Source organism: Clostridium simiarum (assembly GCF_018919175.1).
GTDB classification, from domain to species: domain Bacteria; phylum Bacillota; class Clostridia; order Clostridiales; family Clostridiaceae; genus Clostridium_L; species Clostridium_L simiarum.
In genome coordinates this window covers 1,607,590-1,630,167 of record NZ_JAHLQL010000001.1, presented here as the reverse complement: position 1 = coordinate 1,630,167, position 22,578 = coordinate 1,607,590, and the positions used below count along the sequence as shown (strand labels likewise).

The 22,578-nt window shown below is 29.8% G+C and carries 20 protein-coding genes and 1 other annotated feature; all 20 genes read left to right on the top strand.

The features are described 5' to 3' along the window. The first annotated feature begins 101 nt into the window (after positions 1 to 101). The 20 genes from KQI89_RS07625 to KQI89_RS07530 all read left to right on the top strand — a co-directional run bounded on the left by KQI89_RS07625 (position 102) and on the right by KQI89_RS07530 (position 22,521). Positions 102 to 863: a MurR/RpiR family transcriptional regulator gene (locus tag KQI89_RS07625; RefSeq protein ID WP_032122452.1), complete on the top strand. Its 762-nt coding sequence runs from the start codon at positions 102 to 104 to the stop codon at positions 861 to 863. Positions 864 to 981: 118 nt separating this feature from the next. After that, the gene (locus KQI89_RS07620; protein WP_216456694.1) at positions 982 to 2,565 is read left to right on the top strand and encodes a PTS transporter subunit EIIC; all 1,584 of its coding nucleotides are present in this window, start codon (positions 982 to 984) and stop codon (positions 2,563 to 2,565) included. Between the two features lie 282 nt (positions 2,566 to 2,847). Further along, positions 2,848 to 4,182 (top strand): 6-phospho-alpha-glucosidase, encoded by a 1,335-nt coding sequence (locus tag KQI89_RS07615; RefSeq protein WP_032122450.1) that lies wholly within the window; start codon positions 2,848 to 2,850, stop codon positions 4,180 to 4,182. Between the two features lie 201 nt (positions 4,183 to 4,383). After that, the gene (gene ilvD, locus KQI89_RS07610) at positions 4,384 to 6,099 is read left to right on the top strand and encodes a dihydroxy-acid dehydratase (protein ID WP_216456572.1); all 1,716 of its coding nucleotides are present in this window, start codon (positions 4,384 to 4,386) and stop codon (positions 6,097 to 6,099) included. Positions 6,100 to 6,150: 51 nt separating this feature from the next. After that, positions 6,151 to 6,798 (top strand): bifunctional 2-keto-4-hydroxyglutarate aldolase/2-keto-3-deoxy-6-phosphogluconate aldolase, encoded by a 648-nt coding sequence (locus KQI89_RS07605; protein ID WP_216456571.1) that lies wholly within the window; start codon positions 6,151 to 6,153, stop codon positions 6,796 to 6,798. A gap of 1 nt (position 6,799) precedes the next feature. Further along, positions 6,800 to 7,804, top strand: a complete 1,005-nt coding sequence (locus KQI89_RS07600) for a sugar kinase (RefSeq protein WP_216456570.1) — start codon at positions 6,800 to 6,802, stop codon at positions 7,802 to 7,804. 634 nt (positions 7,805 to 8,438) lie between these two features. Then, a complete protein-coding gene (gene tlp, locus KQI89_RS07595; RefSeq protein ID WP_216456569.1) occupies positions 8,439 to 8,666 on the top strand; it encodes a small acid-soluble spore protein Tlp in 228 nt (75 codons plus the stop codon). A 448-nt stretch (positions 8,667 to 9,114) separates the two neighbouring features. After that, the gene (locus KQI89_RS07590; RefSeq protein ID WP_216456568.1) at positions 9,115 to 10,590 is read left to right on the top strand and encodes a protein adenylyltransferase SelO; all 1,476 of its coding nucleotides are present in this window, start codon (positions 9,115 to 9,117) and stop codon (positions 10,588 to 10,590) included. 42 nt (positions 10,591 to 10,632) lie between these two features. After that, entirely contained in the window at positions 10,633 to 11,193 is a 561-nt protein-coding gene (locus tag KQI89_RS07585; RefSeq protein ID WP_216456567.1) for an ATPase, read from the top strand. Between the two features lie 211 nt (positions 11,194 to 11,404). Continuing rightward, positions 11,405 to 11,605: a hypothetical protein gene (locus KQI89_RS07580; RefSeq protein WP_216456566.1), complete on the top strand. Its 201-nt coding sequence runs from the start codon at positions 11,405 to 11,407 to the stop codon at positions 11,603 to 11,605. A 15-nt stretch (positions 11,606 to 11,620) separates the two neighbouring features. Continuing rightward, the gene (locus tag KQI89_RS07575; RefSeq protein WP_216456565.1) at positions 11,621 to 12,355 is read left to right on the top strand and encodes an ABC transporter ATP-binding protein; all 735 of its coding nucleotides are present in this window, start codon (positions 11,621 to 11,623) and stop codon (positions 12,353 to 12,355) included. Between the two features lies 1 nt (position 12,356). After that, positions 12,357 to 13,100, top strand: coding sequence for an ABC transporter permease (locus tag KQI89_RS07570; RefSeq protein ID WP_216456564.1), 744 nt, complete (start codon positions 12,357 to 12,359; stop codon positions 13,098 to 13,100). A gap of 264 nt (positions 13,101 to 13,364) precedes the next feature. Beyond that, a complete protein-coding gene (locus KQI89_RS07565; RefSeq protein WP_216456563.1) occupies positions 13,365 to 14,036 on the top strand; it encodes a response regulator transcription factor in 672 nt (223 codons plus the stop codon). Next, on the top strand, positions 14,033 to 15,046 hold the full coding sequence (locus KQI89_RS07560) for a sensor histidine kinase (protein WP_216456562.1): 1,014 nt from the start codon (positions 14,033 to 14,035) through the stop codon (positions 15,044 to 15,046). The genes KQI89_RS07565 and KQI89_RS07560 overlap by 4 nt, the downstream gene beginning before the upstream one ends. Positions 15,047 to 15,156: 110 nt before the next feature. Then, positions 15,157 to 15,924, top strand: a complete 768-nt coding sequence (locus tag KQI89_RS07555) for an ABC transporter ATP-binding protein (RefSeq protein WP_216456561.1) — start codon at positions 15,157 to 15,159, stop codon at positions 15,922 to 15,924. Then, on the top strand, positions 15,914 to 17,956 hold the full coding sequence (locus KQI89_RS07550; protein WP_216456560.1) for an FtsX-like permease family protein: 2,043 nt from the start codon (positions 15,914 to 15,916) through the stop codon (positions 17,954 to 17,956). The genes KQI89_RS07555 and KQI89_RS07550 overlap by 11 nt, the downstream gene beginning before the upstream one ends. Before the next feature lie 262 nt (positions 17,957 to 18,218). After that, positions 18,219 to 18,466 (top strand) — a binding site (T-box leader). Positions 18,467 to 18,551: 85 nt separating this feature from the next. Then, on the top strand, positions 18,552 to 20,072 hold the full coding sequence (gene lysS, locus KQI89_RS07545; RefSeq protein ID WP_216456559.1) for a lysine--tRNA ligase: 1,521 nt from the start codon (positions 18,552 to 18,554) through the stop codon (positions 20,070 to 20,072). Positions 20,073 to 20,333: 261 nt separating this feature from the next. Further along, the gene (locus tag KQI89_RS07540; RefSeq protein WP_216456558.1) at positions 20,334 to 20,765 is read left to right on the top strand and encodes an Rrf2 family transcriptional regulator; all 432 of its coding nucleotides are present in this window, start codon (positions 20,334 to 20,336) and stop codon (positions 20,763 to 20,765) included. A gap of 191 nt (positions 20,766 to 20,956) precedes the next feature. Continuing rightward, positions 20,957 to 21,733, top strand: coding sequence for a 4,5-DOPA-extradiol-dioxygenase (ygiD, locus tag KQI89_RS07535; protein ID WP_216456557.1), 777 nt, complete (start codon positions 20,957 to 20,959; stop codon positions 21,731 to 21,733). A 392-nt stretch (positions 21,734 to 22,125) separates the two neighbouring features. Further along, positions 22,126 to 22,521, top strand: a complete 396-nt coding sequence (locus tag KQI89_RS07530) for a GNAT family N-acetyltransferase (RefSeq protein ID WP_216456556.1) — start codon at positions 22,126 to 22,128, stop codon at positions 22,519 to 22,521. Positions 22,522 to 22,578: the final 57 nt, after the last annotated feature.

The following is a 22,578-nucleotide window of genomic DNA, read 5'->3' as shown; positions in this document are numbered from 1 at the left end:
TATAGTGAAATAAATAAATCTAATTTATAGGATTATATAAAAGCAGTAAGTTTTTATATAGTTACTTTATGATTTTGTAAATAATTTATGGAGGCAATGGAATGGATATATCCAAGTTTATTCAAAATAAAGGACTTACAGAAATAGAAATAGAAGTTCTTAATTATATGATAGATAATATTCATGACATAAATAAGATGGGAGTAAGAGGAGTTGCAAAAAATAACTTTACATCTACATCTACTATTATGAGATTAGCCAAAAAACTTGGCTATTCTGGCTTTTTAGAAATGCAATATAATTTATTGTCTTTAACTAATAATGAATTGAAAGATAATTTAAATGACAGTAGTTTTATAGAGAGCTTAAATATGGATAGTTTATTAGAAGAAAATAGTAGAGAGGCAATTGATAGTTTTATAGATATTTTATTTAATGATGATCATAAGTTTATTTTTATATACGCTAATGGATTTTCAGCTATTGTGGCAGAGTATATAAATAAGAAACTTTTAGTTATGGGTAAGAGATGTATTTTGTCTAACGGGACAGATTCCGTAGGTGTGTTTGAAAATAACTTAGATTTTATAAGTGCTATTATAGTAATATCTAAATCTGGAGAAACGCCAATGGTATTAAATAAAGTTAGAACAGCAAAGGAACATAATATTAAGGTTGTATCTTTTACAAATGAACGTGAAAATAGCATAAGTAAGCTTTCAGATGTAAGATTTAAGATTAAAGATACCAATAAATTAGATGACAGAAATCTGATGCCAAATACATTTTTCCCAAAGGTACTAGTATTAATAGAGTTATTAGTATATGAATATTATAAAAAGAAAAATAGCAATATTAAGTAACGTGTTATCTAAAGAAGTAACACGTTTTTTACATGTGAAAATCTATATACAGATAGTTGAGGAGTTATTACAATATAAAATGTAAATGATTTCTCAAAAATAAATAATGGAGGTTATGATAATGAAGGAAAAGATATTAAATCAACTACAAAACTTTTCTAAAGGAATGTTTGTTCCAGTATTGATATTACCAATAGCCGGAATAATAATTGCAATAGGAAATATTTTAACAAATGCAAAGTTAGCTGAATATCTTCCATTTTTAAAGAATGAAGTAGTATATGGATTAGGTAAAATGCTATCAGGGTCATTGGTTTCAATTTTAACAAATTTAGGAATTATATTTTGCGTTGGTCTTGCAATAGGACTTTCAAAGAAAAAGAAAGCAGAAGCAGGATTTACATCACTTTTAGTATTTTTAGTATTTATAAATGCAATGAACATTTTTTTAAATTTAAATAAGAAATTAGTACCAGCAGATGCCTTAAGAGGATCTGGTCAAACTATGGTTTTAGGTGTTCAAGTTCTTGATATGGGAGTTTTCTTAGGAATTATTTTAGGTATTGTTGTTGCCTATATCCATAATAAGTTTTGTGAAAAAGAATTTGATGGAGCTTTCCAAATTTATGGTGGTTCAAGATTAGTATTTATAATATTAATACCTATAGCTGTTGGCTTAGCAATATTATTAAGCTATGTATGGCCTTCAGTACAATATGGGATCTCAAGTCTTGGTAACTTTATAACAGGGTCAGGAAACATTGGTATATTTACATATGGTACTTTAGAGAGATTACTTATTCCTACTGGATTACATCATTTAGTTTATACTCCATTTTTATATAGTCCTTTAGGTGGAGTGGCTGAAATAGGAGGGAAAGTATTCGAAGGTGCAAGAAATATATACTTTGCAGAAATGGCTGATACTAATATAGCTAAACTATCAGCATCAGTTATTTGGGATGCTAGAGGACTATCAAAGATGTTTGGATTAATTGGAGCCTGTTTAGCTATGTATCATACTGCATTACCAGAAAATAAGACTAAGATAAAAGCAATTTTAATCCCAGCTGCGGTTACATCAATATTAGCAGGGGTAACAGAGCCAATAGAGTTTTCCTTTATGTTTGTAGCACCAATATTATTTGTAATACATGCTGCTTTAAGCGGTTTAGGAATGGTGGTATTGAATGTTCTTGGCATTACAGCTATAGGACCAAATGGTTTAATAGATTTCTTATTATATAATATACCTCTTGGAATAGATAAAACAGGATGGCCAATGTTTATTTTAGTTGGATTAGGACAATTTGTTGTGTATTATATTATATTTAGATTTTTAATAGTTAAGCTTAAGCTTAAAACTCCAGGAAGAGAAAAAGACGGAAATACAAAGTTATATACTAAAAAGGATTACAAAGAAAAATCTAAAGGAGACAACAAGCCAGAGAGTTCAGATTTTGCTCCGGTTATAGTAGAAGGTCTTGGTGGAAAAGATAATATATTAAAGGTGGACAATTGTTATACTAGATTAAGATTGGTTTTAAAAGATTCTTCACTAGTAAATGAACAATTATTAAAGGATGAAACAGCTGCCAATGGAGTAATAATTAAAGGTGAAAATGTGCAAGTTGTCTATGGTCTAAAAGTTACAAGTGTAAGAAAGAGTGTAGATGAATATCTTGGAATAGAAACAAATTAAAGAAAAATTTTTACATGGGAGTGGTTATTAATTTAGCCACTCTTATAAAATATAAGTAGATTGTAAGTAGAAGAAAATTACATTAATGTTGAAACAGGTTGTCAGTTGTGGTAACACGTGTTTTTGGCACTTAAAACTGTTTACTCTAATAAGTAACTTTACTATAATCAGCTTGTAAGAAATCACAAAATTAATATAGAAGATACAAAAATAAATATAAAAAATGCAGGATAAATATTAAAAGGAAAAGTCCTATAAAATATTAAAAAGGTGGTTAGTTTTATGGAGCAAAATAAAAAGTTCTCAATTGTTATTGCAGGTGGAGGAAGTACATTTACACCAGGAATAGTAATGATGTTATTAGATAACATTCACCGTTTACCATTACGTAAATTAAAATTATATGATAATGATGGAAAGCGTCAAGAAACAATAGGAAAGGCTTTAGAAATACTATTAAAGGAAAATGCACCGGAAATAGAATTTATATATACAACTGATCCAAAAGAAGCATTTACCGATGTAGACTTCTGTATGGCACACATTCGTGTTGGTAAATATGAAATGCGTGAAAAGGACGAAAAGATTCCATTAAAATATGGTATTGTTGGACAAGAAACTTGTGGACCAGGAGGTATAGCATATGGAATGCGCTCTATTGGTGGAATGATGGAGTTAATAGACCTTATGGAAAAATACTCTCCAGATTGTTGGATGTTAAACTATTCAAATCCAGCAGCTATAGTTGCAGAAGCATGCCGTATATTAAAACCAAATTCAAAGGTGTTGAATATTTGCGATATGCCAGTGGGTACACTTCGTCGTATGTCTCAAATAGTTGGATTAACTCCAGCGGATTTAGAAGTTAATTATTTCGGGTTAAATCATTTTGGATGGTGGACTAGCGTTAGAGATAAGCAAGGAAATGATTTAATGCCAAAACTAAAGGCCTATGTAGCAGAAAATGGATATTTAAACCAAGTAGAAGTAGATACACAACATACAGAACCAAGTTGGCAAGAAACTCATAAAAAGGCAAAGGATTTAATAGCTATTGAGCCAAACTTCTTACCAAACACATATTTAAAATATTATTTATATCCAGATTATGTTGTAGAACATTCAAATGCTGAATATACAAGAGCTAATGAAGTAATGAATGGAAGAGAAAAGAATGTATTTAGTGCAGCAAAAGAGATAATTAAGGCTGGAACAGCTAAGGGCGGAGAATTCCATATAGATGCCCATGCTTCATTTATTGTTGACTTAGCAAGAGCTATTGCATATAACACCCATGAAAGAATGTTATGTATTGTAGAGAATAAAGGAGCTATAGAAAACTTTGATCCAACAGCTATGGTTGAAGTTCCGTGTATAGTTGGAAGCAATGGACCAGAAGCATTAGTTCAAGGAAGAATTCCAAGATTCGAAAAGGGATTAATGGAACAACAAGTGGCTGTAGAAAAACTAGTTGTTGAGAGTTGGATAGAAGGAAGCTATCAAAAACTATGGCAAGCTCTTACTTTATCAAGGACAATCCCAAGTGCAAAGGTAGCAAAAGATATTTTAGATGATTTAATTGAAGCTAACAAAGGTTATTGGCCAGAATTAAAGTAAAAGATATTAGAGCTTTTATGTTGTTTAAGGAGAAATTATATTCTATTAATTGATTTTTGTTAAGGGATAAGCTTCTTACATATAAAACACACATAAAGCATGAATAGAAGAAGCTCGGAAAGTGGATATGCCATGATCCGAGCTATATTTTAAGCCAAAAGTATATGAGACAAATATATAAGTTAAATAGGGAGGGTTAATATGATTAGTCAAGATATTAGAAAGATTGCACCTGAAATGGATCCACTTCGTAGAGGCATGGGATGGTCATCAGAAGATTTATCAAAACCTCAAATAATAGTTGAAAGCACTTTTGGAGATAGTCATCCAGGAAGTGTTCATTTGCTAAAGTTTGCTAACAATGCAGTGCTAGGAGTAACAGAAAAAGGTGGAAAAGCAGCTAGATATTTTGCAACGGATATATGTGATGGAATGGCACAGGGACATGATGGAATTAACTATTCCTTAGCATCTAGAGATACTATAGCTTCACTTATAGAAATTCATGCTAATGCAACACCTTTTGATGGTGGAGTATTTATATCCAGCTGTGACAAAGCTGTACCTTCACATTTAATGGCAATAGGAAGAATTAATATACCATCAATTGTTGTTACTGGCGGAGTAATGGAGGCAGGTCCAAATCTTTTAACATTGGAACAAATAGGAACTTACAGTGCAATGTGCAAACGTGGAGAAATTACAGAAGAGGAATTAACTTATTATAAAAATAATGCATGCCCCTCTTGTGGCTCATGCTCCTTTATGGGAACTGCTGCAACTATGCAGGTTATGGCTGAGGCATTAGGATTAATGTTACCTGGAAGTGCAGTAATGCCTGCAACCTGTAAGGATTTAGAAGAAGTAGCAATAAAAGCAGGAAAACAAATCATAGAGCTAGCAAAGAAAAATATAAAAGCAAGGGATATAGTTACAGCTAAATCCTTTGAAAATGCTATAGTAATTCATGCAGCTATTTCAGGGTCAAGTAATTCTCTATTACATATTCCAGCCATAGCTCATGAATTTGGATTAAATGTAGATGAAGAAAGTTTTGATAGAATACACAGATACGCTCCATATCTTTTAAATATACGTCCAGCAGGAAAATGGCCAGCAGAATATTTTTATTATGCAGGTGGGGTTCCAGCAATAATGGAAGAAGTTAAAGATTTATTACATCTAGATGTAATGACTGTTACAGGGAAAACCTTAGGTGAAAACTTAGAAGATTTAAAGAAAAACGGATTTTATGAGAAATGTGATGAGTATTTAAAAAAGGTTGGATTAAAAAGAGAAGATGTAATTAGACCATATAATAATCCTATAGGTAAAAATGGAGCAATTGCAATATTAAAAGGAAATATTGCACCAGAAGGAGCTGTTGTTAAACACTCTGCAGTACCAAAGGAAATGCATAAAGCTATACTAAAAGCAAGACCATTTGATAGTGAGGAAGAAGCAATAGAAGCTATATTATCTAAAAAAATTAAACCAGGAGATGCAGTATTTATAAGGTATGAAGGTCCAAAGGGAAGTGGAATGCCAGAGATGTTCTATACAACAGAAGCAATTTCATCAGATAAAGAATTATCTTCTAGTATTGCTCTTATTACAGATGGAAGATTCTCTGGAGCATCAAGGGGGCCAGCTATAGGGCATGTTTCTCCAGAAGCAGCAGTAGGAGGTCCAATAGCTTTAGTAGAAGAAAATGATTTAGTTGAAATAGATATAGAAAAGAGAGTTTTACAATTAGTTGGAATTAATGGAAAAAGATTAGATTTAAATGAAATAGATAATATCTTAGCTAAGCGTAAAGAAAATTGGAAACCTAGAGGCAATAAATATGAATCAGGAATATTAAAGATATTCTCAGAAAAAGCAGTTTCACCTATGAAGGGTGGATATATGGAATAATAAAGTATTAAAGATGCTTAAACAAATAATTAATTTATGGAGGTTTTTCCTATGTTTAGAATGAAGGTTTTAAAGGCTTTAAAAGAATGTGGAGTAGTTGCTGTTGTTCGTGGCACAACAAAAGAAATTGGTGTTAAGATATCAGAAAGCTGTATTAAGGGTAATGTTAAAGCTATAGAAGTAACATATACAAATAAATTTGCAAATGAAATAATAAGAGAGCTTTCAGGAAAATATGAAAATTGTGATGATGTCGTAATAGGAGCAGGAACAGTTTTAGATTCAGAAACAGCTAGAATGGCTATATTAGCTGGAGCTAAATATATAGTTTCACCATCCTTTAATAAAGATACAGCAATACTTTGTAATAGATATAATATTCCATATGTACCAGGAGTAATGACTATAAATGAAATAGTAACAGCTTATGAAATTGGAGTAGACGTAGTTAAGTTATTCCCAGGAAATGCACTTGAACAAGGTTATATAAGTTCTGTAAAGGGGCCTTTACCATATGCAAACATAATGGTAACGGGTGGAGTAAACTTAGATAATATAGATACTTGGGTAGAAGCAGGAGCTTCTTTAGTTGGCATTGGAGGAGAGTTAAATAAGCTTGGTGAGGCAGGAAAGTTTGAAGAAATAGAATCAGTTTGTAATCAATATATAGAAAAATTTAATAAGGCAAGGGGCATTTAAGATGAAGGTTGCTGGTTTAGGAGAGATATTACTAAGATTATCTACTAAAAAGGGAGCATTATTATCAAATTCAAATGAATTTAACGCAAATTACGGTGGTGGAGAAACTAACGTATTAATATCACTATCAAATTTTGGAGTAGAATCTAGATTACTAACTAAGGTTTCCAAGGATCAACTAGGGGATGCTATGATTAGTTATGTGAAATCAAAGTCTGTAGATACAAGTTTTATTTCAAGAGGAAATAAGAGAACACCAATATATTTTTTAGAAGTTGGAAGTGGAAATAGGAGCTCTAAAGTTCTTTATGATAGATTAGACTCAGCTTTTGGATCTATTACTAAAGAAGACTTACTAATTGAAGAAGCATTAAGAGATATTGATATATTTCATTTTTCAGGAATAACATTAGCTATTTCTGAAAAAACAAGAGACATAACATTTAAAATATTAAAGCATTGTAAGGAGAATAATATCCTAGTAAGTTATGATTCAAATTATAGAGCAAAGATGTGGACATTAGAGGAAGCAAGTAAAGTCACAAAAGAAGTTTTACCATATATTAATATATTTTCAGCAGGAATCTTAGATGCAGAAAATATTCTAAATATGAGTTGTGATTTAGATGATAAATATGAAAAGTTAAAATACTACTATGATGAGATTACTAAAGACTATCCTAATATAAAATATATCTTCTCTTCAATTAGAGAGGTTAAATCAGTAAGTATAAATACATTGCAATGTATTTACTATACGAATAATAAGTTATATTCATCTAAGATACATACCTTTGATGATATTATAGATAGAATAGGAGCAGGAGATGCTCTAACAGCAGGAGTAATTTATAGTATTATAAATAAAAAGTCTCCTGAATATACTTGTGAATTTGCTACAGCGTGCTCAGTTTTGAAACATAGCATATATGGAGATGCAAATTTAGTAAGGGTTCAAGATGTAGAAAATTTTATAAGTAATGGAGTTGGAAGGATATCAAGATAATAATATAATATCTTTTATAGCTTTTTTTCTGAATAAAACAATAAAGAAATGTTTATAGAAATTATTGACTTCCAAAACAATAGTATTACATGGGTAGATAGAAAATACCAATGTGGTAAATGATATATTAAAAAATAGCCAGTAAAATCAAATAGGTTTTACTGGCTATTTTTATCCCATAACTACCAGTGCTAATAGTTTTTGTTTCAATTTAAAAATGAGTTTTGCTATACTGTGTACGGGTAAGAGTATTTTTAAAACCTTATAGTTAAAAATATAATGGGATGACCGATGAAGAATTGCAAAGAAATATAAATAATTATTCAGTTTATGCAAGATTTAGTCCAGAGGACAAGATAAGAATTGTAAAAGCATGGCAGAGTAGTGGAGATTGTTAAGTATTTTGTAAATAGAAAAAATAATTTATTGGGGCTGTATCAAAATAAACTTGATATTATGCTATAAAAAAGGGATTTAGAAATTCGAATCTTATTTTTGAGAATAATAGCTTTAAAAAATTAAAAATTATTATCACATAATAAATATATTTATAGACATAATAAAGAAAGAAGGAGTTTGTCTATAAACAATCTTATTAGAACATAAACTTTAAAAACAAAGGAGAGATGAAATCATGAAAAGTAAACCAGATGACAGAAGAGATAATGTAGATAGAATTCAAAATAATATTAGTAATACCATTGAAAACATTCATCGTGCAGATGAAATGATTGAAGAAACAGATGATGAAAATATGAAAAGAACATTGAGTGAAAAAAATCATAGAAGAGAAGAAGCTCTTAATTCTATGAGAGAAGAAATTAAAGATGAAGCAATGGATAAGCGAAACGGGTATAAATAAACTACATATAAATTTTAATATATCTAAATTACAGAAATAAAGGTATCACTTTTAGTGGTACTTTTATTTTTGGTTTGCCAGCATGGCAAGCATTAATCGGTGAAAGTCTGAGTACTGTTTTTGATATGATGAAATAAAGAGTACTGTTTTAATGGTGACTCATGATCCTTTTGATGCATATTTCTGTAAGGGAATTATATTTATTAAAAATATTAAAATCAAAATAGAAATCACATCAAATTCTTCAAAGTGGGAATAAAGAGCAGTTACGTCCCTGAATAACGATTTCTAAGCTTTAGAGGGAGTAAAAACTCCCTCTAAAGACAAGAACTGTGTTTATAATAAGAGAAATATGCTCGGAATAATAAATTCTTAGAAGTATAAACTAAAAAGAATTGAGTTATTATAAAAGTTTATATATGAAAATAAAAGAAGAAAAGGAGATACAATGAAAGAAAGAAAAGTAATAATAGAAACAGGCTTGAATTTGGAAAATAGCTATGCTAGCCTTCCAAAAACATTTTTTACAAGACAGAGCCCAAGCCATGTGCCCTCACCAAAATTGGCTACACTCAATTATCCATTAATAACATCCTTGGGACTAAATGCCAAGGCGCTGCAAAGTAATGATGGAGTAGATATACTTGCAGGAAACAAGATTCCAAAAGGAGCTATGCCTCTTGCTCAAGCATACGCAGGACATCAATTTGAGCATTTTACTATGTTAGGTGATGGGAGAGCCCTACTGATAGGTGAACACATAACTCCATTAGGTGAACGATTTGATATTCAGCTTAAAGGTTCAGGTAAAACTCCGTATTCACGAGGAGGCGATGGGAAAGCAGCGCTAGGTCCAATGTTAAGAGAATACATTATAAGCGAGGCAATGAATGCACTTGGTATTGCTACCACCCGTAGTCTAGCTGTAGTTACAACAGGTGAGTCAATAATTCGAGAAACTGAGTTACCAGGTGCAATACTGACTCGTATAGCTGCAAGCCATATACGGGTTGGTACCTTTCAATACGTTTCAAGATGGGGTACAGTTGAAGAGCTTAGAGCTCTAGCTGATTATACTTTGCAAAGACATTTTCAAGAAGGGGATGATAAAGAGAACCGCTATCTTTTCTTGCTTCAGGAAGTAATCAAGAATCAAGCTAAACTTATTGCAAAATGGCAACTGGTTGGTTTTGTTCATGGGGTAATGAATACTGATAACATGGCAATTAGTGGAGAAACAATTGATTATGGTCCTTGTGCTTTTATGGATGCCTATGACCCTGCAACTGTATTTAGTTCCATTGATACTTATGGTAGATATGCTTATGGGAATCAACCTAATATTGCTGCATGGAATCTTGCAAGGTTTGCCGAAACCCTGTTACCTTTGTTGCATATAAATCAGAATGAGGCTATCAAGATAGCACAGAATGCGGTTTCAGATTTTACTAAGTTATATAAGCATAATTGGCTTTCTGGAATGAGAGGAAAACTTGGAATATTTAACGAAGAGCTTGAAGATGAATATCTAATTGAAAGCCTTCTAAGTACGATGCAGAAGTATGGTGCAGACTATACCAATACCTTCCGTGCATTAACTTTTGATGAGATAGAGGATACAGTACTGTTTGGTAAAATAGAATTTGATAAGTGGTATGAGCTATGGCAGAAGAGACTAACAAGACAAGAAAAATCAAAAGTTTCATCAAAGCAGCTTATGAAAAGCAGTAATCCAGCAGTAATCCCACGTAACCACAGGGTAGAAGAAGCACTAGAAGCTGCGGTGAAGCAAGGAGATTATAGTGTGATGGAGCGACTTTTAGATGCTCTTTCAAGACCCTATGATCATTCTAGAGAACAGGATCATTACTCTACATTGCCTGAACCATCAACTTGTCCATACCGAACTTATTGTGGAACCTAATATAAAATCTAGAAAATCAATGATTAATATAAAATTTTAAATATGAAATTCAAGATAAAATGTGAATTTATAAAGGAGATTAAATATTTTTATAAATCTATTTATTATAATGAAAATAAAGATGAAAAAAGAATAAATACTGATGAGATGGTAGCTAAAATTAGTTCTTGGAAAGATAATAATCTTCAAATGAAATGTGCAAGAGAAGCTATTAAGTTAATAAAACAGTATATAGGTGAAGGTATATCTTTTAACCAAGAAACAACACTATCTGGCAAAAGCATAATTAAGAATATAAAGTTTGCAAAAGAAAAAGGTTTTTATATAGTTATGAATTATATAGGGGTAAAAGATCCTGAAGTTGCTAAAGAAAGAGTTAAAATTAGAGTAAGTAAAGGTGGACATGGAATACCTGATAAGGATATAGAACGAAGATATTATGATTCACTAAATAACTTAAATGATGTGATTGAAATATGTGATGAAGTAAGTATATATGATAATACAGAGGTATTAAGAGAAATTATATACTTAAAACAGGGTAAGATAATATGGATAGACAAAAAGATGCCTAATTGGACAAATAATATATTACAAGAGTAGCTAGTAAAAATTAATTAAGTTTTACTAGCTATATTTATATAAAAATATAGACTCATCACGTGTTTTAAAGTGCTTTCCATAGAGCCACTCATATTTAATTGGCTTAGATAAGTTATTAAGTTGTATAATAAAAGAGAAGAATCTAAAGGAAGTAATTACAAGTGTGTTTAATTATTTCTAAGATTTTTGGACTACGTTACAAGAAGCCTTAATGCATGAGGTTAATGTAAAAGAGTATAATGAATTATATACCCAAATTATAATGAAGCAGTACGAAAAAATTTTTGAAGATATCTCCTATGAAGGATATAGTAAATTAAAAATAAAATTTGAAAATCTATATGAGCTTCTTAACAAAGAGGAATTTGATATTGTAAAGAAAGAATTGGCAGAGATAAAAGACTGCTTATAGAAAGAGGGGAAATATATGATTTTAGAAGTAAATCATCTTAGTGTAAATTATAAGGAATTAAAAGCAGTAGATGATATTTCATTTAATATAAATGAAGGTGAGATATTTACAATAATAGGGCCTAATGGAGCAGGGAAAACTTCTACAATTGAAAGTATAGTAGGCCTAAATAAAAAGTATGAAGGGGATATTATTATACTTGGTACAAAAGCTAATAATATACCAAAAAGCTTATATAATGAAATTGGGGTTCAATTACAGGAGGCGTCCTTTCCTGATAAATTAAAGGTGGATGAAGTATGTAAGATGTTCTCTAAATTATACGACAATCCAGTTGATTATAATATTCTATTAAAGGAATTTGATTTAGAATCGAAAAAGAATTCTTATATTAGGGATCTATCAGGAGGACAGAAACAACGTTTATCAATTATTATAGCTTTATTGCCAGATCCCAAGATTATATTTTTAGATGAACTTACTACAGGACTAGATCCAAAGTCAAGAAGAATGATATGGAATATTATTCTTAAGGAAAAGAAAAAGAATAAAACTATCGTGTTGTCAACTCATTTTATGGATGAAGCAGAGTTTTTAAGTGATAGAATAGCCATATTAGTTGAAGGAAAATTACAAGTGGTGGGGACTTTAGAAGAAATTTTTGAAAAGTATGAAATGGGTGAAGGGAAAGCACCAAAATTAGAAGATGTGTTTTTAAAATTAGTTGGATATAAAATGGAGGATATATAAAATGAAAGGATCCGTTCATTTAATAATTACAGAGTTTAAATTGTTTTTTAGGAATTATATGAATCTATTTTTTACTATTGTATTTCCAGGATTAATGCTTATCCTTTTTGGTGAAATATATGGTAATGATCCATCAGAATTATTTAATGGATATGGTACAATTGATATCTCAACACCTGCTTATTGTGCGATGATTATTGCTGTAACAGGGGTTATGAGTATTCCATTATCTATAGTAAATTATAGAGAAAAAAAGATATTAAAAAGATATATGGTAACACCAGTAAAGGTAAGTAGTATATTAATTGCAGAGTTTGTTGTTAATTTAATTATGACAATAATAGGCATAGTAATCTTAATGATTGTAGGAAAAGTATGTTACAATATTCATTTTCAAGGTAATGTATTTGTTTTTGCAATAGTATTGTTATTTTGTATACTAGTTATATTTTCTATAGGGCTATTAATTGGTAGTTTGGCATCAAATACAAAGAATGCAAATGCTATATCAAATGCTATTTATTTCCCTATGTTATTTTTATCCGGGGCAACAATACCAGTTGAACTTTTTCCAAGTAAGATTGAGGCAATATCAAATGTTTTACCTTTAACATATGTAGTTAAGGTTTTAAAGGGAGTCTGGATTGGAACAGCTATTGATAACTATGCCAAGGATTTATTGGTTTTAGCTGTTATATTTGGAATCTGTATTACTATATCTATAAAAAAGTTTAAATGGGAATAATAAGCTTCACTGATTTTTTATTTTTTCTAAATCTTTAACTTATATATGTGTAATCATATTCAAGAAAATATATTACCTATAAGAAAAGGTCTATTTAATGGAGGAGTTATAATCATTCCTCCTTCTATATTATATAGTTACACAGTTAATCAATTGAAAAAATCAATGGAACTTACTAATTTATCTATATTAATACTTTTAGCTAAAAAGGAAAATGAATATTTAATATACTATGTATAATATATTAAGGGGTTAGGTGTATAGATGTTTAAAATTATTGTAGTTGAAGATGATTTAAATATTAGAACGGAGTTAAACATACTGCTTCAGAATGCATTATATGATGTAGTAGTTATTGAAAATTTTGAGAATGTTGAGAAGCAAATTATAGATAATAATGGAGATATTGTTTTATTAGATGTGAATCTTCCAGGAAAAAGTGGACTTGAAATATGCAGAAATATTAGAAACAATAGTGATATTCCAATCATTTTTGTTACAAGTAACAATACTTCTATGGATGAGTTAAATTGTATTACAATGGGTGGAGATGATTATGTTTCAAAACCATATAATGTTCCCGTGTTACTAGCGAGAATTGCATCAATTTTAAAGAGAACTAAAAAAGGAAAAGATAATAATGATACTAGACTTATATATAAAGAAATAGTGCTTGATATATTAGCAGGAACTATAAAATATAAGAATGAAGAAGTAGAAATGTCAAAAAACGAATTGAAGATATTATTTTATTTATTTAAACATAATGGAGAGATTGTAAAACGTGCAGATTTAATTGAATATTTATGGGACAACCAGATATTTATTGATGATAATACTTTAAGTGTTAATATGACTCGTATTAGAGGAAAATTAGAGAAAGTTGGAGTAAAGAATTTCATAGAAACGAAGAGAGGGTTAGGATATAAGATATGAGTTTTTTTGAGTACATAAAAGATAAGATAATGATTATTTTATTAAATATATCTTGTCTATTAGCTTTAAGTATTTATTTATTACTAACTGGAAATAATTTCGATAGTGTACTTTTAATAGGAATTGTATGGATTCTTATTTTAAGTACTTATTTTTTCAACGAATTTTCTAGAAGAAATAGGTATTTTAGAAAGCTTAATAATATTTTAAATAATCTAGAAAAAAGATATCTTTTAGCAGAAGTAATGAAACCAACATTTAGATTAGAAGATAAGATATATCGTGAAATTATTAGGAAATCAAATAAATCAGTTATTGAAAAAATAAATCAATTAGAAGATGAGCAAAAGGATTATAAAGAATATATTGAAAGCTGGATTCATGAGGTAAAGATTCCTATTACATCTATGGATTTAATTTGTAATAATAATAAAAATGATGTTATGAGAAAGATGAGTTCGGAGCTTAGACGGGTAGAAAGTTATGTGGAAATGGCACTTTTCTATGCAAGAAGTGAAGAGGTTTATAAAGATTACTTTATTAAAGAAATTAGTTTGAAGAAGGTTGTACTAGAGACCATAAGTAAAAACAAACCCTATTTAATAGGGAATAGCATGTCTATATCAATAGATTTAGATGATAGTACAATTTTTAGTGATGAAAAGTGGCTTTCCTTTATTATAAACCAAGTATTAATAAATGCTGTAAAGTATAAAAGCTCTGAGACAGGTAGTATTAATATTTTTTCAGAGAAAATTAAAAATGGAGTTAGTTTAATAATAGAGGACAATGGAATAGGTATTAAGGAAAGTGAAATAGGAAGAATTTTCGATAAAGGGTTTACTGGAACTAATGGCAGGAATATAGCTCAGTCTACTGGTATAGGTTTATACCTATGTAAAAAATTATGTAATAAATTAGGTCTTGAAATAAAGGCAGAATCAAAAGAAAATGAATATACAAAAATAATAATAATCTTCCCAAAGGCGAATTATCTTTCAAAACTGTAAGATTGGTGCAAGTAAAACTGATACAAGGTAATTTCTTATTTTGTTATAGTAATATCATAGTATCAAGAGAGCTCTAATTTTGAAATTATGTATAAGAAAGGGAAGTTTTTATGGAAGAATTAATCAGGATATGTGATGTGGAAAAGTATTATGGCAGTGAAAATAATGTTACTAAGGCTATAAATAGAGTAAGTATTACAATTAATGAAGGAGAGTTTACAGGAATTATGGGTGCGTCAGGTTCTGGTAAAACTACACTTCTTAACATGTTATCAACTATTGATAAAGTAACATCAGGACACATTTATTATGAAGATACAGATATTACAGAAATGAATGATGATGAACTATCAGAATTTAGGAAGAAAAATTTAGGTTTTGTTTTTCAGGATTTTAATTTATTAGATACACTTACAATAGAAGAAAATATTGTACTACCTATGACACTTCATAAGAAGTCAAAAGAAGAGATTAAGAATAAGATAAATGAAATAACTATAAAGTTAGGAATAGAGGGAATAAGAGAAAAGTTTCCATATCAAGTGTCAGGAGGACAAAAGCAACGTTGTGCTTGTGCAAGAGCTATTGTGAACGAACCTAAGTTAATATTAGCAGATGAACCTACAGGGGCCTTAGATTCAAAATCAGCACAAATGCTATTAGAGACATTTCAAACAATGAATGAAGATATGAGAGCTACTATTTTAATGGTTACCCACGATGCATTTTCAGCAAGTTATGCACATAGAATCTTATTTTTAAAAGATGGTGAGATTTTTCATGAGTTAGTAAGAGGAGAGCAAAAAAGACGTGAATTCTTGAATGAAATTTTAGATGTATTATCTCTTACAGGAGGTGGCATATCAGATGTTAGGTAAGCTTGCAATCCGTAATGCAAAAAGATCAACTAGAGATTATCTTGTCTATTTTATTACTATGACTATTGCTTCAGGACTAATGTTTGCTTTTAATTCTATGATTTTTTCAAAAGATGTTAGAGCTTTATGTGCAATAGGCGGAGCAATGGAAGCGATGATAGGACTAGCTTCTATATTTATTATAATAATTCTAACTTGGTTAATTAATTATATGATAAATTTTATGATGGAAAAGAGAAGTAAAGAATTTGGAACATATCTTTTAATTGGCATGAAGAAAAAAGAAGTCTCAAATCTGTTTATGATAGAGAATCAATTACTTGGTGCAGCTGCCTTTATTCCAGGGGTATTATTAGGATTACTTTTGCAACAAATTTTAACTGCAATATTTTATAGTGTTTTTAATAAAGATTATCAAATATCAATTGAATTTAATATAGGTGCACTTCTTTTAACTTTAGGTTTATATGTGTTTATTTATATATTAGCACTTATTAGGAGTAAGAAAAAGTTAAAAAAGATGAATATAAATGACATGATGTATATGGATAAGCAAAATCAGTCTTTTGATGATAAGAATAGTAAGATGAAGCAAATCTTATTCTTTGTATCTATTTTATATTTTATTTTTTTTGATGTAATGATTTTTGGAGGATGGATTTATATTGAGAATGTATTTTTCTTAATAGCTGGATTAATTATATCAGTATATTTAATGTATTATGGAATATCTTCTTTTATTATACAATATATAAAAAAAGAAAAATCAGGAGTTTATAAAAGTGGGAAGCTATTTCTACTAAGACAGTTTTCATCTAAGATAAAGACAATGCAGTTTACAATGGGAACTTTAACTATTTTATTTACAGCTTCTTTATTAGGTGGAACAGTTTCTATGATGTTATGTGATTATAATAAAAAAGAGCTAGATAAAGCTATAGCATTTGATATTATGCTATTTAGTGATAATGTACAAGATGATTTTAAAAATCAATTAGATTTAATAAATAAAGAAACTGAAATCAAGGACAAAAGAATTTATAATATTTATGAAGATAAAGCAGAAGATATTAATCAGTTCTTATATAATAATTATTACTATTTTACTGAAAATCCATCAGCTATTTATAAGGATAAAGATAGGAATACTAATGAATACTTTGATTATGATACCTATATGAAGCTTAGTGATTATAATGCTTTAAGAAGGATGATAGGATATGAAGAAGTTACTTTATCTGAAGATGGATATTTAATACACGTAAAAGAAAGAATGAAAGAATATATGCTTAAGTATAGAAATGAAGAAAAGCTAGTAAAAGAAGGGAAAGAACTTAAGTGTGAAGGAGTTTATACAGAGCCTTTTTCACAAAGTGGTCAAAATGGATCTGACTATATAATAATTGTTTCAGATAGAGTTGTAGAAAAAATGAGTCCTTTCTACTCATTAGTAGCAGTTGATATTGAGGGGGACGCACCAGAAGGTTTACAAGAAAATTTAGAAAAATTAAGTAAGTTTAAAGATGATTATAAATATGAAACAAGTAATATTACCCATGCCTATGGAACAGATCAGATTTTTAGTTTTGGAGAAACTGGAAGTACTATAGTTAAAACAAATTTGATGAATCTAGGGAAATTTGTAATGACTATGACAACATACCCAATAGTTTATATGGCATTAGTATTTGTATGTGTTGCATTAACTATTTTATCAGTTCAGCAATTAAGTGATTCTAACAAATATAAATTTCGTTATTCAGTTTTAAGTAAATTAGGATTAAATGAAAAAGAAATTGATAATATTATTTTAAAACAATTAGGTGTTTATTATTTATGTCCTTTACTGGCTGCAGTAGCCATTAGTATTGTGACAGCATTATTTATGAGTAAAAAATTTGTATTATACACAGGAGTACACTCATCAATGTTCTTATATTATGGAATGTCACTTATACTATTAGGTTTTATATATACTATTTATTTTATTGCTACATATGTAAGCTTTAAAAGGAATGTACATGAGAGTTAAGGTTTTATATTAAATTAGGTGGTGATTTCACTATCTTATTTTTATTGTGTGGCCAGCATGGGCAACAACTTGATGGTGAAAGTCTGTTGTGGGCTTGGTAGTGGGAACCACTAGTGCCCTTACCCACTTTGGTAGGCACGATAAACTCGGGTTATCCTAAAAGTTCTGAAATTATAATGAAACGTATAGATAAAATAGTTACAAAATAGATAATACTATTATAGAAAATGTGTACACATGTAAAGTTTTATGCTAAAATATTCTAAAGACTGTGAAGAGAAGAGTAAATAAATATAAGAATTTACAGAGAGCTCTATAAGGTGAGAATGAGCAAGGACTTATTTATTGAAAAAGGCCTCAGAGTTGCACACCGAGTCTAGTTTTAGAGGTAGGCTGTGACGGTATAACCCGTTATAGTTATAGAGTATATAATTGTACTTGAAGAGGTCTGTATGGCAACGTATGGATAAACTGAGGTGGTACCACGAAGATATAACTTTCGTCCTCAAGATTAAATTCTTGGAGGTGAAGGTTTTTTTTATTTGTCAAAAATCTATTAAAGCACAAATAAATATGTAAAGGTGGTATTGAAAAAATGTATAATGAGTATGAAAGCATTGACAACTTAGAAAAGATAATGGCAGATTCAAATGAATTTGTAGTGGAAAGAATTAAAAAATTAAATAAGATTTATGAATTGGGAATTAATCCATATCCTTATAGCTACAAAGACATAACTCATACTAAGGATATTTATGATAACTTTGACAACATAGGAAAAGAAGAGGAATTTACATTAGCAGGAAGGGTTATGCTGATAAGAAGGATGGGAAATGCAACCTTTGCTAATATTACAGATGAAAAAGGAAGTATACAAATATACTTCGGTAAAAATCAAATAGGAGCTGAAAGTTATAAAATCTTAAAATTAATTGATATTGGAGATATTATTGGAATTGAGGGAACTGTATTTAAGACTCAAACTGGTGAAATTACCATAAAAGCAAGGAAGTTTGAATTACTATCTAAGTCTATCAGAACTCTTCCAGAAAAGTATCATGGCATTCAGGATGCTGACTTAAGACAAAGACATCGTTCACTAGATATGATAATGAATGGGGATGTTAAGGAACGATTTATCAAACGTTCAAGAGCAATAACTGCTATGAGGGAATATTTGAACAATATTAATTTTATTGAAGCAGATACACCTATTCTTGATACTAAATACGGCGGAGGAGAAGCAAAGCCTTTTACAACCTTCGTTAATGCCTTAGATTGTAATGTATATATGAATGTTTCTCCAGAGTTATATTTAAAAAGGCTTGTAGTTGGGGGAATTGAAAGAGTTTATACTTTTGTTAGGGCTTTTAGGAATGAGGGAATTGATAGGACACATTATCCAGAATTCACTTTATTTGAGTGCTACATGTCCTATGCTGACTATAATGACATGATGGAACTTATGGAAAATATATATGAACATGTATTTACTAAAGTTAATGGCACAACGAAGGTTCAGTATGGAGAAGTAGAAATTGATTTTAAAGCTCCATGGAAGAGAGAAAAGATGTGTGACCTTGTGAAAAAGGATACAGGAATTGATGTTGAAATTCTTACTAAGGAAGAAATTATTAAGAGCATTAAAGATAAGGAACTTTTAATAGAAAGTCAAAATGAGGGATTAAATATTGATAAATGTTCTAGGGGAGAATTAATAGTTAATTTGTTTGAAGAGTATTCAGAAAAGAAACTAATTCAACCAACCTTCGTAATAGACTTTCCAAAAGAATCTTCTCCATTATGCAAGAGTCATAGAAATAATCCAGATTTAATTGAAAGATTTGAACCTTATGCATATGGTATTGAACTTGGAAATGCTTATTCAGAACTTAATGATCCATTGAAGCAGAGAATTCTTTTGCATGACCAAGCATCAAAATTAAGAGCGGGACTTGAAACGGCTAGTCCAATGGATGAAGAATTCGCTGTTGCTATTGACACTGCAATGCCACCAACAGGAGGATTAGGAATAGGTATTGATAGAATGATAATGTTCCTTACTGGCTCTTACAACATAAGAGATGTTATAGCATTTCCTCTAATTAAAAGATAAAAATAAAGCAGGTGGCCTCATATAATTAGCAAAAAAGGTGGATATAACTATAAAAGTATATTAAGTGTAGTAAAGTACTATTAATTAAAATAGATATCTAAAATTACTTAGTAAATTTAGATATCTATTTATTTTTTTCGATGAATTGTGTAACACAAATATATTGTTAAAAAGTTTTTATTGGTTAAATTAAAAAGTTTATAAAAACTATTGACTTTACCTATAGTTAGAACTACAATAGTTACAACAGAGGTGATAAAAATGAAAATAAGCAGTAGATTTTCTGTAGCAGTTCATATTTTATCTATACTATCTATGGAAGATAGAAATTTATGTACTTCTGAGTGGATAGCAGATAGTGTAAATACTAATCCTGTTGTTATACGAAGAGTAATGGGAATGCTAAAGAGAGCTGGCTTGGTTAATGTTATAGCAGGTGCTGGTGGAGCTTATTTATTAAAGGAGCTGGACCAAATAACATTGCTAGAGGTATATAGGGCTGTAGAGGTTGTGCAAGAAGGAGAATTATTTCAATTTCATGAATCACCAAATATAAATTGTCCTATTGGTGCAAATATTGAAGCAGTGATGGAAGGCATATTACTAAGTGCTCAAGAAGCTATGGAACAGGTATTAGAAAATGTAACAATGGAATATGTGGTTACAGGTTTAAGAAAAAAAATTGAGAAATAAATCAATTTTTTTTTACAATAGATGTAACCTTCAAAGGTACAACCGTTAAGTAACTTCATAGGTTATTATAACTGAATTAATTATCATAGGAAATAAATTTTTTTAAACTTGTTGTAACTATAATAATTACAACAAGAAGAGAATAATATAATTTAATGTTTATAAGAATACAATTAAAAGGAGGAGTCATAATGATTAAAAAACAGCCAGTTTTATTTATAGCACATGGAAGTCCCATGAATGCAATAATAAAAAATTCCTATACTGAAAGTCTTAATAAATTAGGTGAGGAGTTAGAGAAACCTAAGGCTATAATGGTTATATCGGCTCATTGGCTAACAGAGGGAACTTTTATCACAGAGCAAGATTCACCTAGAGAGATATACGATTTTTACGGATTTCCTGAAGCGTTATATAAGGTTAAATATTCAACTAGTGGAGCTAAACCTTATATTAACATGGCTTTTGAAGAATTAAAAGATTATAACGTGAAACTAACTGATACATGGGGATTAGACCATGGGGCTTGGAGTGTATTAAGACATATTTTCCCTAAGGCTGACATTCCTGTATTTCAATTAAGCTTAAATGCATTAGAAAAGGAAGAATACCATTATAACTTAGGAAAAAAATTAGCTAGACTTAGAGAACAAGGAATACTAATTTTAGCCAGTGGAAATATAGTTCATAACTTAAGGAAGATGAAGCAAAATGAGGATGATACTCCCCATAGTTGGGCTTTGGAGTTTGATAATCTTGTAGCTGATGCTATTATTAAAGGTGAGCATGATAAGTTAATTAATTACAAAAATTTTGGAGAAGCAGCTTTGCTTTCTGCTCCAACAGATGAACACTTTTTACCATTACTATATGTTATGGCATTAAAGGAAGAGCAGGATAAAGTTGAATTTATATTTGATGGAATACATCATGGATCTCTTTCTATGAGATCTGTAAAAATAGGATAGAGTATTTATTTAAATTGCCTTACTATGAAAGTATATATTTACTTAAATAGTTTTTAAGTATTTAAAGTAGTGGGTTTCACTCACTGTGCTTTACCTTCACCAATAAAAACCCTGGATATATGTCTAGGGTTTTTATATTTTGATTAAGTATACATAAAATAGTATAATATAGAAAAATTCCAAATTTACTATAACTATTGGGGAAAAATTAAAATTAGATTTTAATCCAAGATGGTATGATGATTACTAAAGTTTCTATAAAGAGATTGTAAAATATCCTATTATTCAAAAATGAATTCCGAGCAATTGAGGACAGTGTTCTCTATATGATATAATCACTAATTAATTGAGAACAAATCACAATTTATAACGAATAAAGAGATGGTGATAAAATGGAAAATTGTAACATATTAATTAATTTAGAAATTCAAAATCATGAGGTACCGACTCTTCGTCAAGCTGTAGGTTGGGAAGGAAGAGATAGCGACTATCCTGTTTTATTTGAACACTGTTTATTTTGGGCAGGGTTACGGGATAAGAATGGTAATCTGATTGCATTTGGATATATGGTAGGTCCAGGTATAGAACATGGATATCTTGAGGATGTCATTGTTCATCCAAGTTATCAAGGGAAAGGTATTGGTAATGCACTTGTAAAAAGGTTGATGAAGGAAGCTGAAGATAGGGGAATTTCCATTGTAACAGTAACATTCGAAGAAAGTAATCGTAGCTTTTATGAAGAGTGTGGTTTTACTTCATGTCCTGGAGGAGTATGGAGAAAACACTAAAAGTTTATATGTAACATTATTTTTGAGATGAAAAATAATTTGATAGAAGAAATCGTA